26 protein-coding genes are annotated in these 22171 nt (G+C 36.9%); 25 read left to right on the top strand and 1 reads right to left on the bottom strand.

The genetic code is table 11. The annotated features are described in order from the left end of the window. Nucleotides 1–17 precede the first annotated feature (17 nt). From IGK96_RS07005 to queG, 23 genes are all read left to right on the top strand, one after another. Entirely contained in the window at nucleotides 18–524 is a 507-nt protein-coding gene (locus IGK96_RS07005) for a shikimate kinase (RefSeq protein WP_010775841.1), read from the top strand. A gap of 7 nt (nucleotides 525–531) precedes the next feature. Then, complete coding sequence (gene pheA / locus IGK96_RS07000) at nucleotides 532–1380, top strand: prephenate dehydratase (RefSeq protein ID WP_002374851.1); 849 nt, start codon at nucleotides 532–534, stop codon at nucleotides 1378–1380. A gap of 143 nt (nucleotides 1381–1523) precedes the next feature. Then, entirely contained in the window at nucleotides 1524–2696 is a 1173-nt protein-coding gene (locus IGK96_RS06995; RefSeq protein ID WP_002365661.1) for an LCP family protein, read from the top strand. A gap of 75 nt (nucleotides 2697–2771) precedes the next feature. Continuing rightward, the gene (locus tag IGK96_RS06990) at nucleotides 2772–3620 is read left to right on the top strand and encodes a DegV family protein (protein ID WP_002382324.1); all 849 of its coding nucleotides are present in this window, start codon (nucleotides 2772–2774) and stop codon (nucleotides 3618–3620) included. A gap of 193 nt (nucleotides 3621–3813) precedes the next feature. Continuing rightward, complete coding sequence (locus IGK96_RS06985; RefSeq protein WP_002357574.1) at nucleotides 3814–4008, top strand: hypothetical protein; 195 nt, start codon at nucleotides 3814–3816, stop codon at nucleotides 4006–4008. Nucleotides 4009–4019: 11 nt separating this feature from the next. Continuing rightward, nucleotides 4020–4496: a hypothetical protein gene (locus tag IGK96_RS06980; RefSeq protein WP_002357573.1), complete on the top strand. Its 477-nt coding sequence runs from the start codon at nucleotides 4020–4022 to the stop codon at nucleotides 4494–4496. Between the two features lie 77 nt (nucleotides 4497–4573). Next, on the top strand, nucleotides 4574–4906 hold the full coding sequence (locus tag IGK96_RS06975; protein ID WP_002357572.1) for an ACP phosphodiesterase: 333 nt from the start codon (nucleotides 4574–4576) through the stop codon (nucleotides 4904–4906). A gap of 35 nt (nucleotides 4907–4941) precedes the next feature. Beyond that, nucleotides 4942–6996 carry a cation:proton antiporter gene (locus IGK96_RS06970; protein WP_002360309.1) on the top strand — a complete coding sequence of 685 codons (2055 nt, stop codon included), beginning with the start codon at nucleotides 4942–4944 and terminating at the stop codon, nucleotides 6994–6996. Between the two features lie 370 nt (nucleotides 6997–7366). Further along, entirely contained in the window at nucleotides 7367–7660 is a 294-nt protein-coding gene (locus IGK96_RS06965) for a WXG100 family type VII secretion target (protein WP_010824652.1), read from the top strand. 25 nt (nucleotides 7661–7685) lie between these two features. Continuing rightward, the gene (locus tag IGK96_RS06960) at nucleotides 7686–7952 is read left to right on the top strand and encodes a YiaA/YiaB family inner membrane protein (protein ID WP_010828797.1); all 267 of its coding nucleotides are present in this window, start codon (nucleotides 7686–7688) and stop codon (nucleotides 7950–7952) included. Between the two features lie 81 nt (nucleotides 7953–8033). Next, complete coding sequence (locus IGK96_RS06955; RefSeq protein WP_010828798.1) at nucleotides 8034–8288, top strand: hypothetical protein; 255 nt, start codon at nucleotides 8034–8036, stop codon at nucleotides 8286–8288. 9 nt (nucleotides 8289–8297) lie between these two features. After that, on the top strand, nucleotides 8298–8660 hold the full coding sequence (locus IGK96_RS06950) for a hypothetical protein (protein ID WP_002354889.1): 363 nt from the start codon (nucleotides 8298–8300) through the stop codon (nucleotides 8658–8660). Further along, nucleotides 8651–10243 (top strand): EndoU domain-containing protein, encoded by a 1593-nt coding sequence (locus IGK96_RS06945; protein WP_104876228.1) that lies wholly within the window; start codon nucleotides 8651–8653, stop codon nucleotides 10241–10243. Before IGK96_RS06950 ends, IGK96_RS06945 begins: the two co-directional genes overlap by 10 nt. A 19-nt stretch (nucleotides 10244–10262) precedes the next feature. Beyond that, on the top strand, nucleotides 10263–10571 hold the full coding sequence (locus IGK96_RS06940) for a hypothetical protein (protein WP_010824213.1): 309 nt from the start codon (nucleotides 10263–10265) through the stop codon (nucleotides 10569–10571). Nucleotides 10572–10766: 195 nt separating this feature from the next. Further along, on the top strand, nucleotides 10767–11873 hold the full coding sequence (locus IGK96_RS06935) for an LXG domain-containing protein (RefSeq protein WP_225585695.1): 1107 nt from the start codon (nucleotides 10767–10769) through the stop codon (nucleotides 11871–11873). Beyond that, nucleotides 11855–12235 (top strand): hypothetical protein, encoded by a 381-nt coding sequence (locus tag IGK96_RS06930; RefSeq protein WP_010828802.1) that lies wholly within the window; start codon nucleotides 11855–11857, stop codon nucleotides 12233–12235. The genes IGK96_RS06935 and IGK96_RS06930 overlap by 19 nt, the downstream gene beginning before the upstream one ends. Before the next feature lie 87 nt (nucleotides 12236–12322). Beyond that, entirely contained in the window at nucleotides 12323–13324 is a 1002-nt protein-coding gene (locus tag IGK96_RS06925) for an EndoU domain-containing protein (protein ID WP_010828803.1), read from the top strand. Nucleotides 13325–13342: 18 nt separating this feature from the next. Continuing rightward, nucleotides 13343–13654 (top strand): hypothetical protein, encoded by a 312-nt coding sequence (locus IGK96_RS06920; RefSeq protein ID WP_002361825.1) that lies wholly within the window; start codon nucleotides 13343–13345, stop codon nucleotides 13652–13654. A 427-nt stretch (nucleotides 13655–14081) separates the two neighbouring features. Continuing rightward, entirely contained in the window at nucleotides 14082–14303 is a 222-nt protein-coding gene (locus tag IGK96_RS06915) for a hypothetical protein (RefSeq protein WP_085443340.1), read from the top strand. A gap of 183 nt (nucleotides 14304–14486) precedes the next feature. After that, complete coding sequence (locus IGK96_RS06910; RefSeq protein WP_071646705.1) at nucleotides 14487–16376, top strand: ABC-F family ATP-binding cassette domain-containing protein; 1890 nt, start codon at nucleotides 14487–14489, stop codon at nucleotides 16374–16376. 17 nt (nucleotides 16377–16393) lie between these two features. Next, nucleotides 16394–17341: a thymidylate synthase gene (locus tag IGK96_RS06905; protein ID WP_002357569.1), complete on the top strand. Its 948-nt coding sequence runs from the start codon at nucleotides 16394–16396 to the stop codon at nucleotides 17339–17341. A gap of 17 nt (nucleotides 17342–17358) precedes the next feature. Continuing rightward, nucleotides 17359–17853 (top strand): trimethoprim-sensitive dihydrofolate reductase, encoded by a 495-nt coding sequence (gene dfr, locus IGK96_RS06900; RefSeq protein WP_002360302.1) that lies wholly within the window; start codon nucleotides 17359–17361, stop codon nucleotides 17851–17853. A gap of 23 nt (nucleotides 17854–17876) precedes the next feature. Beyond that, nucleotides 17877–19046 carry a tRNA epoxyqueuosine(34) reductase QueG gene (queG, locus tag IGK96_RS06895; RefSeq protein ID WP_002366694.1) on the top strand — a complete coding sequence of 390 codons (1170 nt, stop codon included), beginning with the start codon at nucleotides 17877–17879 and terminating at the stop codon, nucleotides 19044–19046. Nucleotides 19047–19059: 13 nt separating this feature from the next. Here queG and lexA read toward each other — a convergent pair whose 3' ends face one another. After that, on the bottom strand, nucleotides 19060–19680 hold the full coding sequence (lexA, locus tag IGK96_RS06890) for a transcriptional repressor LexA (protein WP_002357566.1): 621 nt from the start codon (nucleotides 19678–19680) through the stop codon (nucleotides 19060–19062). A gap of 150 nt (nucleotides 19681–19830) precedes the next feature. Between lexA and IGK96_RS06885 the strand changes: the two genes are divergently transcribed. Then, the gene (locus IGK96_RS06885) at nucleotides 19831–20073 is read left to right on the top strand and encodes a DUF896 family protein (RefSeq protein WP_002382327.1); all 243 of its coding nucleotides are present in this window, start codon (nucleotides 19831–19833) and stop codon (nucleotides 20071–20073) included. A 71-nt stretch (nucleotides 20074–20144) separates the two neighbouring features. Continuing rightward, nucleotides 20145–22139, top strand: coding sequence for a transketolase (gene tkt / locus IGK96_RS06880; protein WP_010775843.1), 1995 nt, complete (start codon nucleotides 20145–20147; stop codon nucleotides 22137–22139). The last annotated feature ends 32 nt before the right edge of the window (nucleotides 22140–22171 follow it).

Below are 22171 nucleotides of genomic sequence, written 5' to 3'. Positions count from 1 at the left end.
AAGGAGGATAACGAACCATGGAAAGCATTGTTTTAATTGGTTTCATGGGTGCGGGTAAAACAACTATCGGCCAAAGTTTGGCCAATAAACTAAAGATGCCTCATCTTGATTTAGATACAGCGTTAATTGAAAAAATAGGACGCTCAATTCCTGACTATTTCGAAAAATATGGTGAAGCAGCTTTCCGAGAACAGGAAACCCAACTTTTAAAGGAGCTGTCAAAAAATACAGCCGTCCTTTCAACTGGGGGCGGGATTGTTGTCGGACCAGAAAATCGTAGCTTATTAAAATCTTTTCAGCAAGTGATTTATTTACATGCGACACCAGAAGAGCTGTTAAAAAGAATCGCAGAAGATACTGAAAACCAACGCCCCTTAGCTATAGAACGTTCTTCAAAAGAAATCATTACTTTGTTTGAGTCTCGTAAAAATTTTTATGAAGAATGTGCGAAGATGACAATTGATACGACCAATCGCTTGCCAGAAGAAATTATCAATGAAATTCTGCAACAATTAAAGGAGTAGAGAAACGATGAAAGTTGGTTATTTAGGTCCGATTGGTTCCTTTACGTACAGTGCAACGTTGGCTGCTTTTCCTGATGCTACATTGATACCGTACGCATCGATTCCAGCTTGCTTGAAAGCAATTGAACAGCAAGAAGTGGCATGTAGCATTATTCCAATAGAAAACACGATTGAAGGAACTGTTAACGCATCGATAGATTATTTGTATCATCAAGCGCAGTTACCTGTCCAAGCAGAGTTAGTTTTACCGATTCAACAACAATTAATGGTGGCAAAAGAGAATCAAGCGATTTGGCAACAAAGTCAGAAAATTTTATCACATCCGCAAGCATTAGCTCAATCGCAGATGTTTCTAGAGAAAAACTTTCCAGAAGCGATTTTAGAAGCAACGCCTTCAACAGCTTACGCCGCCAAATACATTGCAGAACATCCAGAATTACCTTTTGCAGCTATTGCACCAAAACTTTCTGCGGAAATGTATGATTTGACCATTGTTGAAAAAAATATACAAGATTTATCGGTAAATCAAACCCGATTTTGGGTTCTTGGTTCTGAAAATTTAGCGATTTCTTTCCCGCTATCTGAGAAAAAAATAACGTTGGCGATTACGATGCCAAGTAATGTTCCTGGCTCTTTACACAAAGCATTAAGCGTGTTTAGTTGGCGAGGGATTAATCTTAGCAAAATAGAATCGCGGCCGTTGAAAACAAAGCTCGGAGAGTACTTCTTTTTAATGGACTTAGTGAATGATCAACCAGAAAAACTAATTGAAGCAGCTTTAACAGAACTGGAACTGATTGGCGCAGAAATAAAAATTTTAGGGGATTACCCGATCTATGTTTTGTCCACACTTTAAAGAGTTAAAAATGAAAATGAAGCTTACTTATTAGATAAAGTGAGTTTCATTTTTTATTAAATTACATATTTGTAATAGGAATTTCCTGCGAAATGAGGTATCCTAAGAAAGGTGATAAAACACAGAGGTAAAGGAGTGACACGATGAGTCGTGTAGATCGTTATAAACATATTCATGAAAAATCGAGACCAGCAGAGCATAAAAAGACCTTTAATCCCCGAAAATCAATGGGTGAACATAGAGAAGAAGAACCAGAAGAACTAGCTGAAAGCCTTCAAGAGCCAGTTTACGAAGACAGCTATACTGAGGACAGTCGCAGAAGTGAGAGGCGACATCAAACAGATTCAGGTGGTGGCAACGGTTCTGACCAACCACCCCGCGGAAAAAAAGACAAGAAACCAAAAAAGAAACGTAAAAAATCAAAAACAAAACGCTTTTTCAAATGGCTAGTGATCCTATTGATTCTGTTATTTGCCTATAGTACAGTCATGTTTTTAAAAGGAAAATCTGCAGCAGAACATGATGACTCGTTGCCTCAAGAAAAAGTAGAAACATTTAATGGTGTCAAAAGTAGCAATGGGGCTAAGAATATTTTAATTCTTGGCAGCGATACACGTGGGGAAGATGCTGGACGAGCCGACACAATAATGGTTCTCCAACTAAATGGACCATCAAAAAAACCGAAATTAATTTCATTTATGCGTGATACATTCGTGGACATTCCTGGTGTCGGGCCGAATAAAATTAATGCCGCATACGCTTATGGCGGTGCTGAATTGGTTCGTGAAACGTTAAAACAAAACTTTAATTTAGATACGAAATATTATGCTAAGGTAGATTTCCAATCATTTGAAAAAATTGTTGACTCTATGTTTCCAAAAGGTGTCAAAATCGATGCAGAAAAATCACTGAATTTAGATGGTGTTGATATTGAAAAAGGGCAACAGGTCATGGATGGACATGTCTTACTTCAATACGCTCGCTTTAGGATGGATGAAGAAGGCGACTTTGGTCGGGTTCGTCGCCAACAACAAGTTATGTCAGCTGTAATGAGCCAAATGAAAAACCCAATGACTTTATTAAGAACCCCAGAATCACTTGGGAAATTAGTCGGCTATATGTCGACAGATGTGCCTGTTAGTTTCATGTTAACGAACGGACCATCATTGCTGATTAAAGGAAAAGCAGGGGTTGAGTCATTATCGGTTCCGGTACCAGATTCTTGGAATTTTGGTGAATCCTCTTATGCAGGCAGTATTTTAGAAGTAGATGAACAAAAAAATGCTGACGCCATCGAAAAATTCCTGAACGAATAAGGAAAGCATTTTAAAATATCCTTTTTTATGCTATATTAGAAACAACGTGGAAAATTAGTGAAACGAGGTTACAAAATGAAAATTGCTATTGTGACAGATAGTACAGCTTATTTACCCGAGCGCATTAAAGATCATCCGAATCTTTTTGTAATTCCCATCCCAGTCATTTTAGATGGAAAAATATACAACGAAGGCATTGACATTGAAGCAGATGAATATTATGCATTGCTAAATAATAGTAAAGAATTTCCGACGACTTCACAACCTGCTTTAGGAGAAGTGTTAGAGCTTTACAAATCAATCGCTGAACAAGGGTACGACACCATCATCAGCATTCATCTTTCTTCAGGAATCTCTGGTTTTGTTCATACATTGCACGGACTTACTGATGAAATCCCAGGCGTTGCTTTGTATCCATATGACTCAAAAATTACAAGTATGCCAATGGGACACATGGTAGAAGCTGCTTTAGATTTAACAGAAGAAAAAGCCAGCTTAGAAGAAATTTTTGCCAAATTAGATTTAATTCGTGATAATACGTATGCATATCTAATTGTAGAAGATCTGAACAACTTAGTTCGTGGCGGTCGCTTAACGAATGGCGCAGCCTTGATCGCTGGGCTATTGAAGATTAAACCTATCTTGACTTTTGAAGATGGAAAAATTGTATTATTTGAAAAAATCCGTTCAACAAAGAAAGCTTTTGCTCGTGCAGAAAAGATTATTGGTGAACGAAACGCAGGGATTGAAGCGCCAGTTAAACTGTATGTGATTCATGCCAATAACCGCATCGTTGCTGAAAAAGAACAAGCAAAATTACAAAAGCTATACCCAAATGCAGAAATTGAAATCGGTCATTTTGGTCCAGTTATTGGGACCCACCTAGGGGAAAAAGCAATTGGTTTAGCGATTTCAGCTCAATAATAAAAGATGAGACAAAAGTAAACTACTTCTGTCTCATCTTTTATTCTATTATTTTGTCGTTCGCTGCTGTTACTCAGCCGAATACTTTTTGTTTATAAGAAAATGTAAAATTACTCCTTTTTATTAGAAAATATCTTGCAAATTAAGCAATTCCTTACAAAGTAATGTATACTAAGGAAGAGGAGGCGGTTAAATGAAAAGAAATATAGCCTTGTTGCAAAGCGAAAAAATGAAAAAAGTTCAAGCTTTAGCAAACTACTACCAAGAATCAATTGACTTACCGCCTGGAAAAAACCGTGAGGCGGTTATCAAAAAGATTAACGAATCAAAAAAAGAAATTAAAGAAATAAATGATATATTAACAGATATTCAAAAGAAAAAGAAATAAAGGAGTCGTTTGTGATTATCGATGGATTTACGTTATTGCTATTTTTATTTGTCGTCGTTATGTATGGTTACTTTTACTTCGTACGTAAAAGTATTGTAATTCCGGCTGCAAAACATCCTACAACAAAATATTTAGTTGCTTTTTTTAGTTTAATGATTCTGGCCAATGCATTTTCGGCAGGAGATAAAATTGAAATGATTCGAAGTGTGTTATATATTTTGATTATCTTCAGTTTTCTTTACGATGCAAGAGGTTTTGCGGAGGACTGTATTATTACGCATCCTTTTGACAATCGGGGCACGGCCTTTAAAGATATCGAAAAGATTGTCCTCGTTCAAAAGTCGAACGGTATTCGTTTAGGGTATTTAAAAAAAGGCAGAAGAGGGGTGGTTTTACGCTTTTCTGCGCCACTAGAAGAAATGGTTCTTTTTCTTTCAACACGGATGAATGAAGAGGCAGAAATTGATATTATTGTTAATGAAGATTAACCATGTTCAGCTCCTAGAAATCAGCTTTTCCCGCGTTAAGTTTTGTCTGAATTTCTTTTGAAAAAAAGAAAGCAATTTTGCTTGTACTTTTGGTAAAATTTGTTATAATTAGTCAGATTAAATTTTGGAAGGAAGTTGTTTCGGTGAGTGAAGAATTTGAAAAGTGTGTCGCTGACTTGAAAAAGAAATATCAAGCAATCCCTGAAGAAAAACGACAACACTTTGCAGAACGTATGCAAAAGAAAAATTTCTTACGCTACAAAAAAATTGAATTAATTAAAGGAGAACTTCTTCGTTTAGAAGCACGACGCGCTCAATTGGAACTTTGCGAACGCAGTTCTGAGTTAGAAGAAGTCGAAAAGAAAATTATTCTTAAAAAGAAAAAATTACTTAAATGTTTTGATCGGTAAGTCAATAAAAATTTAATATAGAAGGGAATGATAGGATGGAATTTACCTTTCTAATCATTGTTTTTGCACTGTCTATTACCTTCTCAAACATATTCAACCGGATTGTTCCCGTCATTCCGCTGCCAATTGTGCAAATTATTGTAGGCGTTCTAATTGGTTTAACTAAAATGGGGCAGGAAATTGAATTTGAGCCTGAAGTGTTTTTAGTAATGATTATTGCACCGCTTTTATTTAGAGAAGGGGAGCTAATCAATCTGAAAGCAATGATGAAAAATTTCGGGATGATTCTTTTCTTGGCCTTTTTTGGTGTGTTAATTACCTTAGTCGGAGTCGGCTGGACCTTGCATATGATTTTGCCTACTTTACCATTAGCCGCTTGCTTCGCTTTTGGAGCGGCTCTAGGACCAACGGATGCGGTGGCGGTAGGTTCGTTATCAGGACGAATTGACATTCCTGAACGTTCGATGAACATTTTATCTGGTGAAGGGCTCATTAATGATGCATCAGGCGTTACAGCCTTTCAATTTGCATTAGCGGCTTTATTAACGGGGTCATTTTCGCCGGTGGAAGCGGCAGGGACCTTGGTTATTTCCAGTATTGGTGGAGCGGTAGTCGGAATCGTGTTAGTTCTATTAAAACAGCAAATTGTTCATTTACTTGAAACTGCAGTGGCAAAAGATGTTACAGGCTACTTGTTGATTGAATTACTCTTGCCATTTATTGCTTATTTAATTTCAGAGTTGATTGGCGTTTCTGGAATTATTGCTGCTGTGATTGCTGGAATTATGCAAGCGTCTAGTTTGAAAAAAGTTTCGCTTTTTGAAGCAGAACTGTCAAATGTTGGCGAAAGTATTTGGAGTATGATTGAGTTCACCTTAAATGCCTTAGTTTTCTTATTCTTAGGAATTGAACTTTCTCAAGTGTTTTCGCCAATTTGGATTGACCAACAATATTCAAACTGGTTCCTACTAATGGTTGTTCTAATTATTAGCGCCGTTGTCTTTTTGATTCGTTTCTTAGCCATTTTCAGTGTTTACACGCTTCAACATGGCCTTAAGAAAGTTAAAAACGCAATGAATGAAATGCTGATTTTAACTTTTGGCGGTGTTAAAGGAACAGTGAGTTTAGCTACCATCTTTATTTTGCCAACAGCGATTAACGGCGAGCATTTTAAAGAACGACCGTTATTACTATTCATTACGGCTTGTGTTATTTTGGTGACTCTGATTGGTGGGATTCTAGTTTTACCATTTTTAACTGATTCAGAGACGGAAGTGGAAAATGAAGAGTCAGTCGAAATTGATTTATTACGTGATGTCATTGATGTCTTAAAACAGCAAAATGAAGAGAATCCTCGTGGTGAAATGAATGCGGTCATTGAAAATTATCAAGATCGTTTAAAAGAATTGTATACCGAGCAGCTAAGTGCAGAACGAAAACAAGAAGTGCAAGAGTTGCGGACGTTAATTGTGTCCATTGAACGAGACGGCCTAGAAGAAAGTCTGAAACAAGGAGAAATTAGTGTCAGAAGTTATCGTATGTATCAACGCTTGATTACACGGATGCAACGGTCGATTGCCAAACAATTATTATCGATTGTAGGCTTTTGGTTATTATTTGCTCGACAAATCATTTCGATTCTTTTACATCCTAAGTTATTTTTCAATCGTGGTGAAGCTTCTGAAGAAGAAAAAGAATTACGAAATGAAGAACTAGAAAATATTCGCCAAGTTTTTCTAAGAAATTCTCAAGTTATTCTGAAGAGTTTAGATAATTTGCGCGGTGTCTATGATGATGATTTAATTGATTTCTTCATTGACGGACGCTTGGATTTAGCCCATAAGTTTGAAAAAGGCGAATTTATTGATTCGTATATTGTTCATACGGAGACAGACTATGTCAAAGACCTATTATTAGGCTTCCAAGAAGAACGACGGATGATTGATCATTACGAACAATCTGAACGCATTTCAATTATCGAAGCGAACGAGTTACGAAAAAATGTCAATTTATTAGAGAGTTATTCGATTAGCGGCGAAGTGAATAATGTTCCGCTGAAACGATTTGTTAAAAATTTTAATAAAGAATAAGTAATAGTGTATGAGAAGAGTTGATATCTCCTTCAAAATTTAAAAATCCTATAACTAAATTTTAAGTACAGACTAAAAACCACCGTAAAATTTTTTATTTTAAAGAATTTTTACGGTGGTTTTTTCTTTATAATAATTATACATTTAATTAAAAATAATAACAAAATCCATTGATAGATATAATTTTTAATAAAATAAATATTTTAATCATTATTCGCAACGTTTGTTTATATTTCTTGATATATGCCTAAAACGTTATTTAATAACAATTTTTAATATTTCGTTAAAAAAACCCTTTATTTATGTGGTGTTTGTGTGTACAATTTAATTATTATAATAATAAATATACGATTAAATAGGAGTGGTGAAAATGGTAGGGACAGTTGCGGTAACTCCAGAACAACTTAAGAGTCAAGCTAAAGTTTACGCACAAGCCTCGAATCAAATTAACGATGCAATTCGCAAAGTTAATTCAATGAATCAACAAATTTCGCAACAATGGAAAGGCGAAGCATTTCAAGCGTACTTGGAACAATATAATCAATTAGAGGGTAACGTGAAAAAAATGGAAGAATTACTTATTAGCATCAATCAACAATTGAACAAATACGCTGATACTGTCGCACAACGAGATCAACAGGATGCACATTCATTTGGTTTTTAAATAATTATAGTTGTTGGAGGGGAAAATGAATAATCATTTAAAGAAAAAAGCTTATCGAAACACACCAGCTTTTGTGATGTTAGCATGGGGTTCGTTTCTGTTCTTTGTGGTATTAATTTTGGTGGGACTTTATACATTAAAGGAGCCTTTAATGGTAAAGGGATATTATTTAATGGGATCGGTAGGGTTAATTTCTTCTTCATTCACTTTATCTAAAGTCATTAGAGATAATCAAGAAGATGAAGAAAGATATAATCAGATGTTTCGAGCACATGAAGAATCAGAAGAGTAAGAAATTTCTTCTGATTTTTAATGAATTGAAAGGGCATTCTTTTGAATGCTCTTTTTATATAATAATTAAAGGAGGAAGTTGATGGTAAAAATCGCATCCAATCAAGGCGCTGCCCAAAAGGCAATTGCCGGGATCAAGAATGTATCTGTGAATAAAAATCAAACATGTCATTTAGGAGAAAGCAATATTTCAAGCATGAAAAAAGGGGTTAAAGTCAGTAATCAACTGCTCAATCAATTAGCAAAAGTAGTCAATGGTGTCAACGCACAAGCCAATAAATTCCCCAAATTAGCGGCAACGATGGCGGCTAGAGATAGCCAAACAACGTTTAAATAAGGAGAAACGATGGAAAAGGATACGAATGAAAAATTAAGAAGGAACTATGCGGAACAGATTGTCGAAAAAGAACGAGCGATGGATCAATTGTCGAAGGAAAAGAAGCAAATCCAAACCATTTTTGGTACACTAGAGTCTGAACTAACCAGAAATTTCCGCGAACTTGAGCAACTCAATGCAGAAGTGATTCATAAAGGCGGTAAGTCGACGCGTTGGGAGCAAGAGGAGCTCTCTGGAAAACAACGCTATTTAAGGGGCTTTTTACAACAACAGACACATGAATTAAGTCAAAGATACACAAAAGCAACCGCACAATCGAATGAAGAACGACTACAGCTCCAAAGAGAAAGGAGTCGGTTGTCATGGGATTAATCTACTCCAGTAGCGATTCTTCAGCAATGATGCGTGCGCTGTCCAGCAACCTAGCAGTTGCCCGAACAACCACCAGTAAGCTAACAGCTGGTTGTCAGCAACTAATCGCAGCTATCGACGGTCATACATTGTCTGGTGCTGCCTATAATGCGGGAAAAGGGCTATTTTCAGAATTAGTGATTCCGACGATTCATCGAATGACTGCCGCCGTTGATAACGTCCAAAGTGATTTGGCCAAATACAGCGCTGCGGATGCGTTTATTGCCAGTGAAGGTTTTTTAGATGAAGACAAACTCAAATTAAAAATAAAAATCATGAAAGCCAACCAACAATTATTGCACGATTCTGCTAGAGCAGTCGCCACATTAGCCCATAGTCAGCCAATTCCAGGAATTTATGAACTCTTACAAAATGCCCAACGGACCTTTATTAAGATGGCTGATAGTATGCAACAGGACATTGACAAGCTCCACAAGCAAATACAAAAGCTCAATGAGTTTGACCGACAAACCAAAAACCTGTTCGCCACTAGCTTAGAGGAAATGCAGTTGGCGATGCAAGGCATCTTAGTCCTGAATGAAACAACGGTCAAAAGTAACGGCCTCTACACCTTACCAAGTGGGGTTGATAAAAGTTACTTTACTGAAATTAAAAAAGCTGAAACAGCGGAAATGAAAGACAAACAGTTATTAAAAGATTGCACTATTTTGTACATCCATGACAAATCACGAAATTTTGAGTATTATATGTTAGAAAAGGACGGCTATTCCTACCGAATAGACGAGAAAAAACTATCAGGAAACTTGGCTTCTCTAATAAGAAAATATGACTTAGATGTAGTAGAATTGACGCCAAAGGAACTAACTACCCGAGTCAATAATCAGCAGAAAAAAGGTTATAATTACTTTGAAAAAGATGACAGAGTAAGAGGATTAGGTCTCCTGTCAAAAGGCCAAGGCATTATGGATGAAATCCAAGAATCAGGTGTGTGGGATTCCTTGTGGATGTTAGGATTAAGTACCGCAGCAATCCGAAGTACCCAGACATTTTCTAACGAAGTTAGTAGAACTGATAATGTTGTTTTAAAAGGAAGTAGAAACGGAAAGACTTATGTGTTAGATAAGTCTAAAAGTGCTGGGAGCATGACTTATAATAAAGTCGGTGGGGCTAATGTGAGAAATAATGTACCTGATTCAATATTAAAGCATGCTGATTTAGGAGATTTCAATACTAATAATCGATTGATTAATGGTGGTCATGGGCAAAGTAATATGGATTATTTGAAAGAAAATGATATAGATTTTAATATTGTTAAAGAATATCCAAATGGTGTTAGAACGGGGAATATTCCAAGTCATAAAAATAAAATGAAACGAACAGGAAATGGTCAGTCATGGTTTCCTAAAGAATGGAATGATTCTAAAATTCGTGATGCTGGTAATCATATAAATAATCTTCCACAGAATAAGAAATTACCTGATGGTCAATGGGCATTTGGAGATTATGATGGTGTTAGAGTGGGGATAATAAAGAAAGATGGAAAAGTGACGACAATAATACCTGATAACTCTAGACAACCGTAAAAGAAGGAGAGAGCTAAAAATGATTGTTTCTGAAAAAATAGAAAATTTAATAAATGAACGAAAAAAATTATTACCAGATGACCCAAGAATTAATGAAATATGGGATGAATTGACGCAAATATTTTCAGAAGATGAGAAAGCCACGATTGAATATCTGAATAATTGTTCTGAAAGTCAATTAGAATGGATAAGCGAAGTATTTGAAGATATATCGGAAAATCTACAAAGTGAAGATTTTATTGATACATTAGAAAAACTGCAGAAAAAATTTCCAGATTTAGATTTGGAGATGGATATTTCATATGCGAAGGAAGCATTAAACAATTAGATTAGTAAAATAAAAAGGCACTTTACTATCTGATTGGCGTCAAATAGTAAAGTCTTGACTAGTAAGCGTGAACTCACTAATCAAGTTGCCAATAACTAACAAAAGATAACTGTATATTCATTAAAAAGAAATAGAGTGATTGCGGTTTGAATTAACTGTAATCACTCTATTTAAAGTAAATTAAAAATAAAAATCATGAAAGCCAACCAACAATTATTGCACGATTCTGCTAGGGCAGTCGCCACATTAGCCCATAGTCAGCCGATTCCAGGAATTTATGAACTCTTACAAAATGCCCAACGGACCTTTATTAAGATGGCTGATAGTATGCAACAGGACATTGACAAGCTCCACAAGCAAATACAAAAGCTCAATGAGTTTGACCGACAAACCAAAAACCTGTTCGCCACTAGCTTAGAAGAAATGCAGTTGGCGATGCAAGGCATCTTAGTCCTGAATGAAACAACTGTCAAAAGTAACGGCCTCTACACCTTACCAAGTGGTGTTGATAAAAGTTACTTCACGGAAATTAAAAAAGAAGCTTCTACGGTTCTTGAAACAGCCAAACCAAAAATAGAGCTAATCAAGAAAACCGACAGTCTAGAAGAAATCAGCAGAAAAACCATTGCTTGTGCAAATATAGGCATTAATCCTTATACAGGAAAGAAAATTAGTCAAAAAGAAGCCAATAAATTCAAGTATGCGGCGTGGGCAGGCACACTAACAGAAGTTGGTAATGTGGTGCTAGGTGCACGTGCTGGGAAAAAAGCTGCTTCAAGATTGGATGGACTGGATGATGCGGGGAATGTGAAACAAAAAGAATTTAGTAAGAAAGCCAGTGGATTTAATTATTTAGATGACCAGTTAGGAAACATGAAAAATAATGTAAAAGTTAATAAATATGAATCAGCTGAAAGTATCAATAATTGGTGGAAAAATCAAGGATACGATCAACCGCCATATACTTCTAAAACAGTAGTTCAAGATTTAGATTTATTAGCTGATACAAAGTTTGTTAGAGTTTACGATGGAACTAATTCTAAATTACATGGTGGCTGGCTTATGGAAGTAGAAGCTATTAAAGGGTTAACTCCTGCTCAAATCCAAGATAAATTTTCACTTCCTCATTTACCAAAGTATGTTGGAGAAGTAATGGTACCAAAGGGAAGCAGTTTACGAATGGGTGAAGTGAATCCATTGTTTGAACATAAAGGTGGAGGTGTTCAATTTGATTTGAAAGGTCAATATATTGGAGATTTTAAAGAATTAGGAACTATCAAAGAATGGAGTGGATTAAAATAGATAATAAAGTTGAATATGAAAATAATAAATTAACAATTTTAGGGAAAAAAATAGAATTTCAATATAATATATCTGAACTGAAATCAAATAATAACCATATTTTTGTAATGTTAGAAATTCCTTCTGGTCGACAATTGACTGAAGAGGAACTTTGTAATGTTGTTGCTATTAATGAAACTGGGGATATCGAATGGCGGATAAAAAACATTCCTCCACAAAATAATTCAGACTACATTTGTGCCCCAATAGTTGGAATGAATTTAGATGTAAGTGACAATTTATTTGTTACTGATTTTATAGGGAGAAAATTTCAGGTTAATCAAGAGACAGGTAAATTAAAACAAATCGAAATTGTAAAATAAAAAAAGCACTATACTATCTGAGCGGATAGCCTCCAACAAGATATTGACAAAATCCAAAAGAAATTGCAGAAGCTCAATGATTTCGCTATGCAAACCAAAAACCTGTTCGCCACTAGCTTAGAGGAAATGCAGTTGGCGATGCAAGGGATCTTAGTCCTGAATGAAACAACTGTCAAAAGCAACGGTCTCTACACCTTGCCAAGTGGTGTTGATAAAAGTTACTTCACGGAGATTAAAAAAGATACTAAAAATGAAGTCACTGACAAACAGCTGTTAGCGGGTTGCACCATTCTTTATGTTCATGATAAAAAGAACGGTTTCAATTATTACATGCTAGAAAAAGACGGCTATTCCTACCGAATAGACGAGAAAAAACTATCAGGAAACTTAGCTTCCTTAGTAAAGAAATACGACTTAGCTGTCTTGGAATTGACCCCGAAAGAACTGACAACACGAGCCAATAACCAACAGAAAAAAGGCTATAATTACTTTGAAAAAGATGACAGAGTAAGAGGATTAGGTCTCCTGTCAAAAGGCCAAGGAGTCATGGATGAAATCCAAGAGTCAGGTTTGTGGGATTCCTTGTGGATGTTAGGAATGGGCGTTGCGTCGGTAAGGAATGCGCAGACTTTTTCTAAGAAAGTCAGTGAAAGTAAGGTACCTAAAGTTGAAATTCCAGAACAAAGTTTGAAACATTCGAATGTTGGAGATTTTACTGTTAATCCGTCAACAGGAAAAGTGTCTAAAATGAAAGGTGGCGGGCATGGTCAGTCTAACATTAATTACCTAAAAGAAAATGGGTTTGAAGTAAATGTTGAAAAAACTTATCCTAATGGTGTTAGGACTGGGAATGTACCAGACCATAAGGTTAAAGTTAAAAGAACTGGAAATAATCAATCATGGTTTCCAGAAAATTGGACGAATAAAGATATAGAAAATGCAGGGCAACATGTTGCTAGTCAACAAAATTTTGCTAGTGCTAAAGACGGGGAAGCTGTTTTTGGTGAGTTTAATGGTGTACGAGTTGGAGTAATAAAAACTGATGGAAAACCTGTAACTGTATTTCCAGATGGAACAAAACAGCCATAAAGTAGGAGGAGAAGATTCATGGAATTAAAAAATAAAATGGAAGCTATTTTAAAAGAAAGAAAAGGTTTAAATATAAATGATGATTACGGAATAGAAAAGTGTTGGAATGAAATGACGATACTTTTAACTCAAAACGAAGATGAAACAATAGATTATCTTAATGAATGCAATGAGGAGAATCTATACTATATCAGTGAAATTTTTGAAGATATATCTGAACAACTTCAAAGTAAAAGATTTATTACTTGTTTAAGAAATCTTGATAAAAAATTTCCTAAGTTAGACATGACTAAAGATATTGATATCGCTGAAAGTTACATTGGAAATTAAATAAAAAAACACTTCACTATCTGATAGTGAAGTCTTGATTAATAAGGCTAAATTTACTAATCCAGTTGCCAATGGCTAATAAAATATAGCTATATCTATCAGAAAAAACAGAGTGATTGTGGTCAATTTAAACCGCAATCACTCTGTTTAAAATAAATATAGAACCTGGATTTAAAAATTATTAATACACGATAACAAAACTTACATAATACCAATCTACAAGTCGCAACCTTCAAGACATTGACAAACTCCACAAGCAAATACAAAAGCTCAATGAGTTTGACCGACAAACCAAAAACCTGTTCGCCACTAGCTTAGAGGAAATGCAGTTGGCGATGCAAGGCATCTTAGTCCTGAATGAAACAACTGTAACTTTTGGGATGGACTGTTCTCCTATGAAATCTTATCTGAAAAGAGCATTTCAGAAATGATTAAAAAACATGCAGGAAATGAAAAAGAACATTACGGACTTGGAATTTGGTTGGCCAATCCAACAAAAAATCATACGCATATTTATATTGAAGGTTGTGATCCCGGTGTTTCCTGTATTTCACTGTTCAATCCTTTGGGAAAAGATATATACACAGTTTTTAGTAATTATGAAGACAATGTTTGGGAGATTGCTCGAGGCTATTTATCAAGAAAATAAAGAACATACAGAACCTTGGACAAAACGGGTTTGAATTTTTATCCAAGGTTAAGGTTTGCTACATATGAAATTCTCTCTTGACGAAGATTATTCTGAACGTCTATAATTTATTTTTTTGGTAGCCGCATACGCTGATTTTTGATACAATAAGCAAGACCAAAATAGAAGGAGTTGGTAGTGTCGGTGAAAGAATTAAAAGTAACAGATTTAACCAAAACATATGGGGAAAAAACACTATTTGATCATCTTTCTTTTTTGATTCATGAAAAAGATCGCATTGGTTTAATTGGGATTAACGGCACAGGGAAAACCAGTTTATTAAATATTATTGCTGGCGTAGATAGCGGTGATGGTGATCTTGCTGCAATTCAGCAGCCAAGTGACTATCAAATTGGGTACCTTTCCCAGAATCAAACATTTGACGAGAATATTACGATTGCAGAAGCCGTGTTTCAGGGAGATAGCCCGATCATAAAAGCGGTCAAAAATTATGAATTAGCGTTAGCTGCTTTAAGTGAGAATGGTTTAGACGAAGGGGTTCAAAGACGTTACACGCAAGCAGAAGAAGCCATGAATAAACAAGATGCTTGGACAGCAGATACCAATGCAAAAATTATTTTACAAAAATTAGGCATTCCCACATTGGAAAAGAAAATAGGTGAGCTTTCTGGTGGGCAGTTAAAACGAGTAAGCTTGGCGCAAGTCTTAATTGAAGCGCCTGATTTACTGTTATTGGATGAACCAACGAACCATCTGGATTATGAAACGATTGAATGGCTGGAAAACTTTTTAAATAACTATCGTGGCGCGGTTTTAATGGTGACCCATGACCGCTACTTTTTAGATCGAGTAACCAATCGGATTTTCGAACTTTCTTTTGGAAAACTGTATGAATACAAAGGAAACTATGAAAGGTATGTGATGGAAAAAGCCGAACGTGAACGTGTCGCTGTAGAGCAAGAAGAAAAAAGAAAACGCCTCTTCAAACAAGAACTAGCGTGGATGCGAGCGGGCGTTCAAGCACGAGGAACGAAACAGCAAGCAAGAATTGATCGGTTTCAGGATTTAAAAGAAAACTTGCATCAGGTACAAACCAATGGCACCTTAGAAGCAGACTTTGCCACGCAGCGTTTAGGGAAAAAAGTTCTGGAAATCAAGGAAGGAAATTATGCCATTGATCATAAACAGCTTTTGAAAGACTTTAATTTACTCATTCAAGCAAACGATCGAATTGGCATTACTGGTAAAAACGGTGCAGGCAAATCCACATTATTAAATATTTTAGCTGGCCGCATTCCTTTAGAGAGTGGTCTATATAGTATCGGTGAAACCGTCCGAATTGGCTATTATACCCAGCAAAACGAAGAAATGGATCCTAATCAACGGATGATTGCTTATTTGCAAGAAGCAGCAGAAGAAGTGAAACGCAGTGATGGAAGCAGCGTTGGGGTCGCTGAAATGTTAGAGCGCTTTTTATTTCCTCGTTTTATGCATGGCACACTGATTGGCAAACTGTCTGGTGGAGAAAAACGCCGGTTATATCTCTTAAAATTATTAATTAGTCAGCCTAACGTGTTATTATTGGATGAGCCAACCAACGATTTGGACATTGATACGTTGACCATTTTAGAAGATTATATCCAAACGTTTAAAGGAGCGGTAATTGCGGTTTCTCATGACCGTTATTTCTTGGATAAAACAATGGATAAATTGTTAGTTTTTCAAGGAAATGGTCAGATCCTATCATTTTATGGCACGATGAGTGAATATTTGGCGAACCAAAAAGAACAAGAAAAGGTCAAAGAAAAACCACTCAATAAACCAGTAAAAGAAGCATCGACAGAAAAGAAAGAAAAAACAAAGCTGACTTATATGGAACAAAAAGAGTGGGCAACAATTGAAGAAGATATCACACAATTAGAAACGAAATTAGAAACATTAACTGAAGAAATGAATCATCAGGGTGATGATTTTGTTCGTTTACAAGAATTGCAAGAAGCAGTAACTGCAACGGAACAATTGTTAGAAGAAAAAATGAATCGTTGGGAATACTTGAGTGAATACGCGGATTAAGAGACGGAGGGAATAAGATGGAAGAAGCATACTTAGCGCTAGGAAAAAAGATTTTAGAAGAAGGTCATTTTAAAGAAGACCGTACAGGAACTGGGACGTATAGTTTATTTGGCTATCAAATGCGTTTTGATTTGGCCAAAGGATTTCCCTTACTAACAACCAAACGAGTACCGTTTGGCTTGATTAAAAGTGAGTTATTGTGGTTTTTAAAAGGCGACACGAATATTCGCTATTTGTTAGAGCGAAATAATCATATTTGGGATGAATGGGCGTTCGAACGTTACGTAAAAAGCGCAGATTATCAAGGACCAGACATGACGGATTTTGGGCATCGTGTCTTACAAGATCCAGCGTTTGCAGAACAATACAAAGAAGAACATCAAAAATTCTGTGATGCCATTTTAAATGATGCAGAGTTTGCAGAAAAATATGGTGAATTAGGGAATATTTATGGTGCGCAATGGCGTCACTGGGAAACCAAAGATGGTAGCTTTATCGATCAATTAGCTAATGTGATTGAAATGATTAAAACCAATCCTGATTCTCGCCGTTTAATTGTTTCCGCTTGGAATCCAGAAGATGTGCCTTCAATGGCGTTGCCGCCTTGTCACACTATGTTTCAATTTTATGTAAATGAAGGAAAATTAAGCTGTCAACTTTATCAGCGCAGTGCCGATGTTTTTTTAGGTGTTCCTTTTAACATTGCAAGCTATGCTTTATTGACACATCTGATTGCACATGAAACAGGTTTAGAAGTGGGGGAGTTTGTACACACGCTAGGAGATGCCCACTTATATCAAAATCATGTGGAGCAAATGCAAGAACAATTATCACGAGAAGTTCGTTCTTTTCCAACGCTCGTTTTGAATCCAGACAAGGCTTCTGTTTTTGATTTTGATATGGAAGATATTAAAGTAGAAGGCTATGACCCACATCCAACGATTAAAGCGCCGATTGCCGTATAAAAAAGGAGAGAGAAGCTATGTTAGCAGCTATTTGGGCCCAAGATGAACAAGGAGTGATTGGTAAAGAAGGCAAATTGCCTTGGCATTTACCCAACGACTTGAAATTTTTCAAGGAAAAAACAATTCATAATACATTGGTCTTAGGACGTGCAACTTTCGAAGGCATGGGATGTCGTCCGTTACCAAATCGAACAACGATTGTTCTTACCAGTAATCCGGATTACCAAGCTGAAGGCGTTTTGGTTATGCATTCCGTAGAGGAAATTCTTGCGTATGCTGACAAGTATGAAGGCGTGACCGTTATTGGTGGAGGTTCTGTCGTTTTTAAAGAACTGATTCCCGCATGCGATGTCTTATATCGGACGATGATTCATGAAACGTTTGAAGGCGACACTTTCTTTCCAGAAATCGACTGGTCTGTTTGGGAAAAAGTTGCCACTGTTCCCGGCGTCGTGGACGAGAAAAATCTCTATGCACATGACTATGAAACGTATCATCGAAACGATAAATAATAAAATGAAGGGAGGCATGAGCAATGCCGACATTGAAAGAAAAAATTATTCAAGAGAGTCAACGTTTAGGCATCGATAAAATCGGCTTTACTCATGCTGAACCATTTATTGAATTAGAAGATTCTCTACATGAACAACGAGAGCGAGGATATAACTCGGGGTTTGAACATCAAAATGTGGAAGAACGAATTTACCCAGAAAAAACGTTTGAGCATCCTAAAAGTATTATCTCCATTGCTTTAGCTTATCCCACCAAAGCTCAGGAAAAAATGCCTAGAGATGAAAAGCGTGGCCAATTTGCGCGAGCCTCTTGGGGAATTGATTATCATCACATTTTGCAGGATCGGTTGCAAAAATTAATTGCTTTTATTGAAGAGCAAGCTGCCACTGAAGCAGAAAAAGAACACTGGCGCTTTCGGCCGCAAGTAGATACTGGCGAATATGTTGACACCGCTGTTGCTCAGCGGGCGGGTTTAGGATTCATTGGTAAAAATGGTCTACTGATTACCGAAGAATTTGGTTCCTTTGTATATTTAGGTGAGGTGACCACCAACATTCAATTTGAACCAGATGAACCTGTTCCAAATGGTTGCGGTGATTGTACTCGTTGTATCACAGGGTGTCCTACAGGGGCTTTGTTAGGGGACGGTCGAATGAATGCTCAAAAATGTTTGTCTTATCAAACGCAAACAAAAGGCATGATGCCTGAAGAGTATCGAAAAAAAATGCGTAACGTCATTTATGGTTGCGACATTTGTCAGCTGGTTTGCCCTTATAATAAAGGAAAAGATTTTCATTTTCATGAAGAGATGGAACCAAAGATTGAAGAAGTTTATCCCAAATTAGCACCGTTATTAACTATTTCCAATAAAGAGTTTAAACAGCAATTCGGACACTTAGCAGGCTCTTGGCGTGGTAAAAAACCATTGCAACGGAATGCTTTAATTGCGTTAGCGAATTTGGGCGGCCGTGAAGCTATCCCACAAATTATTCTCTGTTTAAATGATCAGCGTCCTGTCATTCGCGGAACAGCTGCTTGGTCGTTAGGTCAGCTCGCAAAAAGAGAACCCGAACAAAGTTTAGAAGCTTTAAATTATCTACTTTCTGTAGAAACTGAAGAAGAGGTTATCGAGGAAGCCCAAAAGGCTATTCACTTGTTAACAAGCAAAAAAGGAAGCCGCTCAACGGAGTGACTTCCTTTTTTTATTAAATATGATTGCGATATAAACCAACAACTTTACCTAAAATTGTAACGTTATCTAAAAGAATAGGCGCTAATGCATCATTTTCAGGCTGCAAGCGGATATGATCTACTTCTCGGAAGAATCGTTTACAGGTTGCTTCATCTTCATCGGTCATTGCGATTACGATGTCGCCATTATTGGCATTCGATTGCTTACGAACAATCACTTGGTCGCCATCTAGAATACCTGCGTTAATCATACTTTCTCCTCGAATCGTCAACATAAATAAAGCATTTTCTTCTGTACGTAAATCAGGAGGTAACGGGAAGAAATCTGATGCTTCTTCCACCGCTAAAATTGGTTCACCAGCAGTTACGACACCTAACATCGGAATAGTTGTCGGTTGAATTCCGATCTTTTCCAAGCCTTCTGGTGTTAATTCGATTGCTCGCGGTTTTGTTGGGTCACGTAAGATTAGACCCTTTTTTTCAAGACGAGCTAAATGTCCGTGAACGGTAGAAGTTGAGGATAAATCAACAGCCTTCCCAATTTCGCGAACGGTTGGCGGATAGCCCTTTAATTCGACTTGTTCGTATATATATTTAAGTACTTCTAATTGTCTTGTTTCTGTACGTTTCGCCAAAACCCGCACCTTCTTTCAATTGATAAAATTAGTGTACCATAAAATGCGAACGAAATCAAACAAGCGTTCGTGTTTTATAAATATCAGAATATAGTTGTTTTTTTAAGGCAGTTCTTATAATATAGACAGTGAGAGTAAGGAGGGATTTTGATGTTATCGAAAGAAAAAATTGCCCGTATAAATGAATTAGCGAATAAAGCAAAAGTGGAAGAACTTAGTGCGAAAGAAAAAGTCGAACAACAAGAATTACGTAAAGAGTATTTAGAAGCATTTCGTGGAGGGATGCGTCACCATATCGAAGGAATGAAGGTCGTGGATCAAGAAGGGACCGATGTGACTCCTGAAAAACTAAAAAAAATTCAACGTGAAAAAGGACTTCACAACAGAAAGTAATTGCTTTCATTGTCGAAATAAGCTACACTATGAATAAAGGTAAAAAAAACCTAAATTAGGAGATGATTTTTTTGTTTGACAAGACAGATCAATTGGGCGTTAATACAATCCGGACATTAAGTATTGAAGCCGTACAAAAAGCGAACTCAGGACATCCTGGTTTACCAATGGGTGCTGCCCCAATGGCGTATGCACTTTGGACAAAACATTTAAAGGTGAACCCAACAACTTCTAGAAACTGGGTTGATCGTGATCGTTTTGTACTTTCAGCAGGCCACGGCTCTGCAATGTTGTACAGCTTATTACATCTATCAGGATACAACGTAACAATTGACGATTTGAAAAATTTCCGTCAATGGGATAGTAAAACACCAGGGCATCCAGAAGTGCACCACACAGATGGTGTTGAAGCAACAACAGGACCTCTAGGACAAGGGATTGCTATGGCTGTTGGTATGGCAATGGCTGAAGCGCATTTAGCTGCAACTTATAATCGTGATAGTTTCCCTATTATGGATCATTATACGTACGCAATTTGTGGTGATGGCGATTTAATGGAAGGTGTTTCTCAAGAAGCAAGTTCAATGGCTGGTCATATGAAATTAGGTAAATTAATTGTCTTGTACGATTCAAATGACATCTCATTAGATGGACCAACTTCTAAAGCCTTTACTGAAAATGTTGGGGCTCGTTATGAAGCATACGGATGGCAACATATTTTAGTTAAAGATGGCAATGATTTAGATGAAATAGAGGCTGCGATTGAAGCGGCTAAAGCTGAAACGGATAAACCAACATTGATTGAAGTTAAAACAGTCATCGGTTACGGAGCACCAAAAGAAGGAACTTCTTCCGTTCACGGCGCGCCAATTGGTGAAGAGGGCATTACAGCGGCTAAAGCTGTTTATGGTTGGGAATATCCTGACTTTACTGTGCCAGAGGAAGTCGCTGCTCGTTTTAAAGAAACGATGATTGACGAAGGCCAAAAAGCAGAAGCGGCTTGGAATGAGATGTTTAAGAACTATGAACATGCGCATCCAGAATTAGCCAAACAATTTAAAGAAGCTTTTGCCAACCAATTACCTGAAGGTTGGGAACAAGAATTACCTAAATATGAACTAGGAACAAGTGCCGCAAGTCGTGTAACAAGTAAAGAAACGATTCAAGCTATTTCAAAAGTTGTTCCAAGTTTCTGGGGCGGTTCAGCCGATTTATCTGCCTCAAATAATACAATGGTTGCTGCAGAAAAAGATTTCGAACCTGGTCAATACGAAGGCCGTAATATTTGGTTTGGTGTTCGCGAATTTGCAATGGCTGCAGCAATGAACGGGATTCAATTACACGGTGGTAGCCATGTTTATGGCGGAACATTCTTCGTCTTTACTGACTACTTACGTCCAGCAATCCGTTTAGCCGCTTTACAAAAAGTTCCTGTAACTTACGTCTTAACGCATGACTCTGTTGCGGTGGGTGAAGATGGGCCAACACACGAACCAATTGAGCAATTAGCAAGTGTTCGTTGCATTCCAAATGTTCATGTGATTCGTCCAGCAGACGGCAATGAAACTGTTGCTGCTTGGAAAATTGCTATGAATTCTACGGAAACACCAACTATTTTAGTTCTAAGTCGTCAAAACTTACCTGTTTTAGAAGGAACGTTAGAACACGCTTCTGATTCTGTTCAAAAAGGTGCTTATGTATTGTCACCACAAAAAGGTGAACAACCAGCAGGGATTTTAATTGCGACTGGTTCTGAAGTAAATCTAGCAGTGGAAGCACAAGCGAAATTAGCGGAAGAAGGCATCGATGTATCTGTCGTGTCAATGCCAAGTTTTGATTTATTTGAAAAACAATCTGCTGAATATAAAGAAAGTGTGTTACCTAAAGCTGTGACAAAACGTGTGGCGATTGAAGCTGCAGCAAGCTTTGGTTGGGAACGCTATGTAGGAACAGAAGGCAAAACAATCACAATTGATCACTTCGGCGCTTCTGCACCTGGCGGTCTAGTTCTTGAAAAATTCGGCTTTACTCCTGAAAATGTGGTTAATACCTATAAATCACTATAAATAAACATTAAAAAACCTGAATGCTTGTGATA

The sequence above is a fragment of the Enterococcus sp. DIV0682 genome (assembly GCF_051712685.1).
In the GTDB taxonomy this organism is placed as follows: Bacteria; Bacillota; Bacilli; order Lactobacillales; family Enterococcaceae; genus Enterococcus; species Enterococcus faecalis.
Note: the sequence above shows the minus strand (reverse complement) of the source record. Positions and strands in the feature narration are given on the sequence as shown.

What these genes read in the sequence shown, in the direction of transcription:
- IGK96_RS06930 (WP_010828802.1), top strand. Translation starts at nt 11,855, where the DNA reads ATGGAGTGGATTAAAATAGATAATAAAGTTGAATATGAAAATAATAAA.
- IGK96_RS06945 (WP_104876228.1), top strand. Translation starts at nt 8,651, where the DNA reads ATGGGATTAATCTACTCCAGTAGCGATTCTTCAGCAATGATGCGTGCG.
- IGK96_RS06965 (WP_010824652.1), top strand. Translation starts at nt 7,367, where the DNA reads ATGGTAGGGACAGTTGCGGTAACTCCAGAACAACTTAAGAGTCAAGCT.
- IGK96_RS06885 (WP_002382327.1), top strand. Translation starts at nt 19,831, where the DNA reads ATGTTATCGAAAGAAAAAATTGCCCGTATAAATGAATTAGCGAATAAA.
- IGK96_RS06990 (WP_002382324.1), top strand. Translation starts at nt 2,772, where the DNA reads ATGAAAATTGCTATTGTGACAGATAGTACAGCTTATTTACCCGAGCGC.
- IGK96_RS06925 (WP_010828803.1), top strand. Translation starts at nt 12,323, where the DNA reads ATGCAAACCAAAAACCTGTTCGCCACTAGCTTAGAGGAAATGCAGTTG.
- IGK96_RS06960 (WP_010828797.1), top strand. Translation starts at nt 7,686, where the DNA reads ATGAATAATCATTTAAAGAAAAAAGCTTATCGAAACACACCAGCTTTT.
- IGK96_RS06935 (WP_225585695.1), top strand. Translation starts at nt 10,767, where the DNA reads ATGAAAGCCAACCAACAATTATTGCACGATTCTGCTAGGGCAGTCGCC.
- queG (WP_002366694.1), top strand. Translation starts at nt 17,877, where the DNA reads ATGCCGACATTGAAAGAAAAAATTATTCAAGAGAGTCAACGTTTAGGC.
- IGK96_RS06955 (WP_010828798.1), top strand. Translation starts at nt 8,034, where the DNA reads ATGGTAAAAATCGCATCCAATCAAGGCGCTGCCCAAAAGGCAATTGCC.
- IGK96_RS06970 (WP_002360309.1), top strand. Translation starts at nt 4,942, where the DNA reads ATGGAATTTACCTTTCTAATCATTGTTTTTGCACTGTCTATTACCTTC.
- IGK96_RS06995 (WP_002365661.1), top strand. Translation starts at nt 1,524, where the DNA reads ATGAGTCGTGTAGATCGTTATAAACATATTCATGAAAAATCGAGACCA.
- pheA (WP_002374851.1), top strand. Translation starts at nt 532, where the DNA reads ATGAAAGTTGGTTATTTAGGTCCGATTGGTTCCTTTACGTACAGTGCA.
- dfr (WP_002360302.1), top strand. Translation starts at nt 17,359, where the DNA reads ATGTTAGCAGCTATTTGGGCCCAAGATGAACAAGGAGTGATTGGTAAA.
- IGK96_RS07005 (WP_010775841.1), top strand. Translation starts at nt 18, where the DNA reads ATGGAAAGCATTGTTTTAATTGGTTTCATGGGTGCGGGTAAAACAACT.
- IGK96_RS06920 (WP_002361825.1), top strand. Translation starts at nt 13,343, where the DNA reads ATGGAATTAAAAAATAAAATGGAAGCTATTTTAAAAGAAAGAAAAGGT.
- IGK96_RS06915 (WP_085443340.1), top strand. Translation starts at nt 14,082, where the DNA reads ATGATTAAAAAACATGCAGGAAATGAAAAAGAACATTACGGACTTGGA.
- IGK96_RS06985 (WP_002357574.1), top strand. Translation starts at nt 3,814, where the DNA reads ATGAAAAGAAATATAGCCTTGTTGCAAAGCGAAAAAATGAAAAAAGTT.
- IGK96_RS06905 (WP_002357569.1), top strand. Translation starts at nt 16,394, where the DNA reads ATGGAAGAAGCATACTTAGCGCTAGGAAAAAAGATTTTAGAAGAAGGT.
- IGK96_RS06940 (WP_010824213.1), top strand. Translation starts at nt 10,263, where the DNA reads ATGATTGTTTCTGAAAAAATAGAAAATTTAATAAATGAACGAAAAAAA.
- IGK96_RS06950 (WP_002354889.1), top strand. Translation starts at nt 8,298, where the DNA reads ATGGAAAAGGATACGAATGAAAAATTAAGAAGGAACTATGCGGAACAG.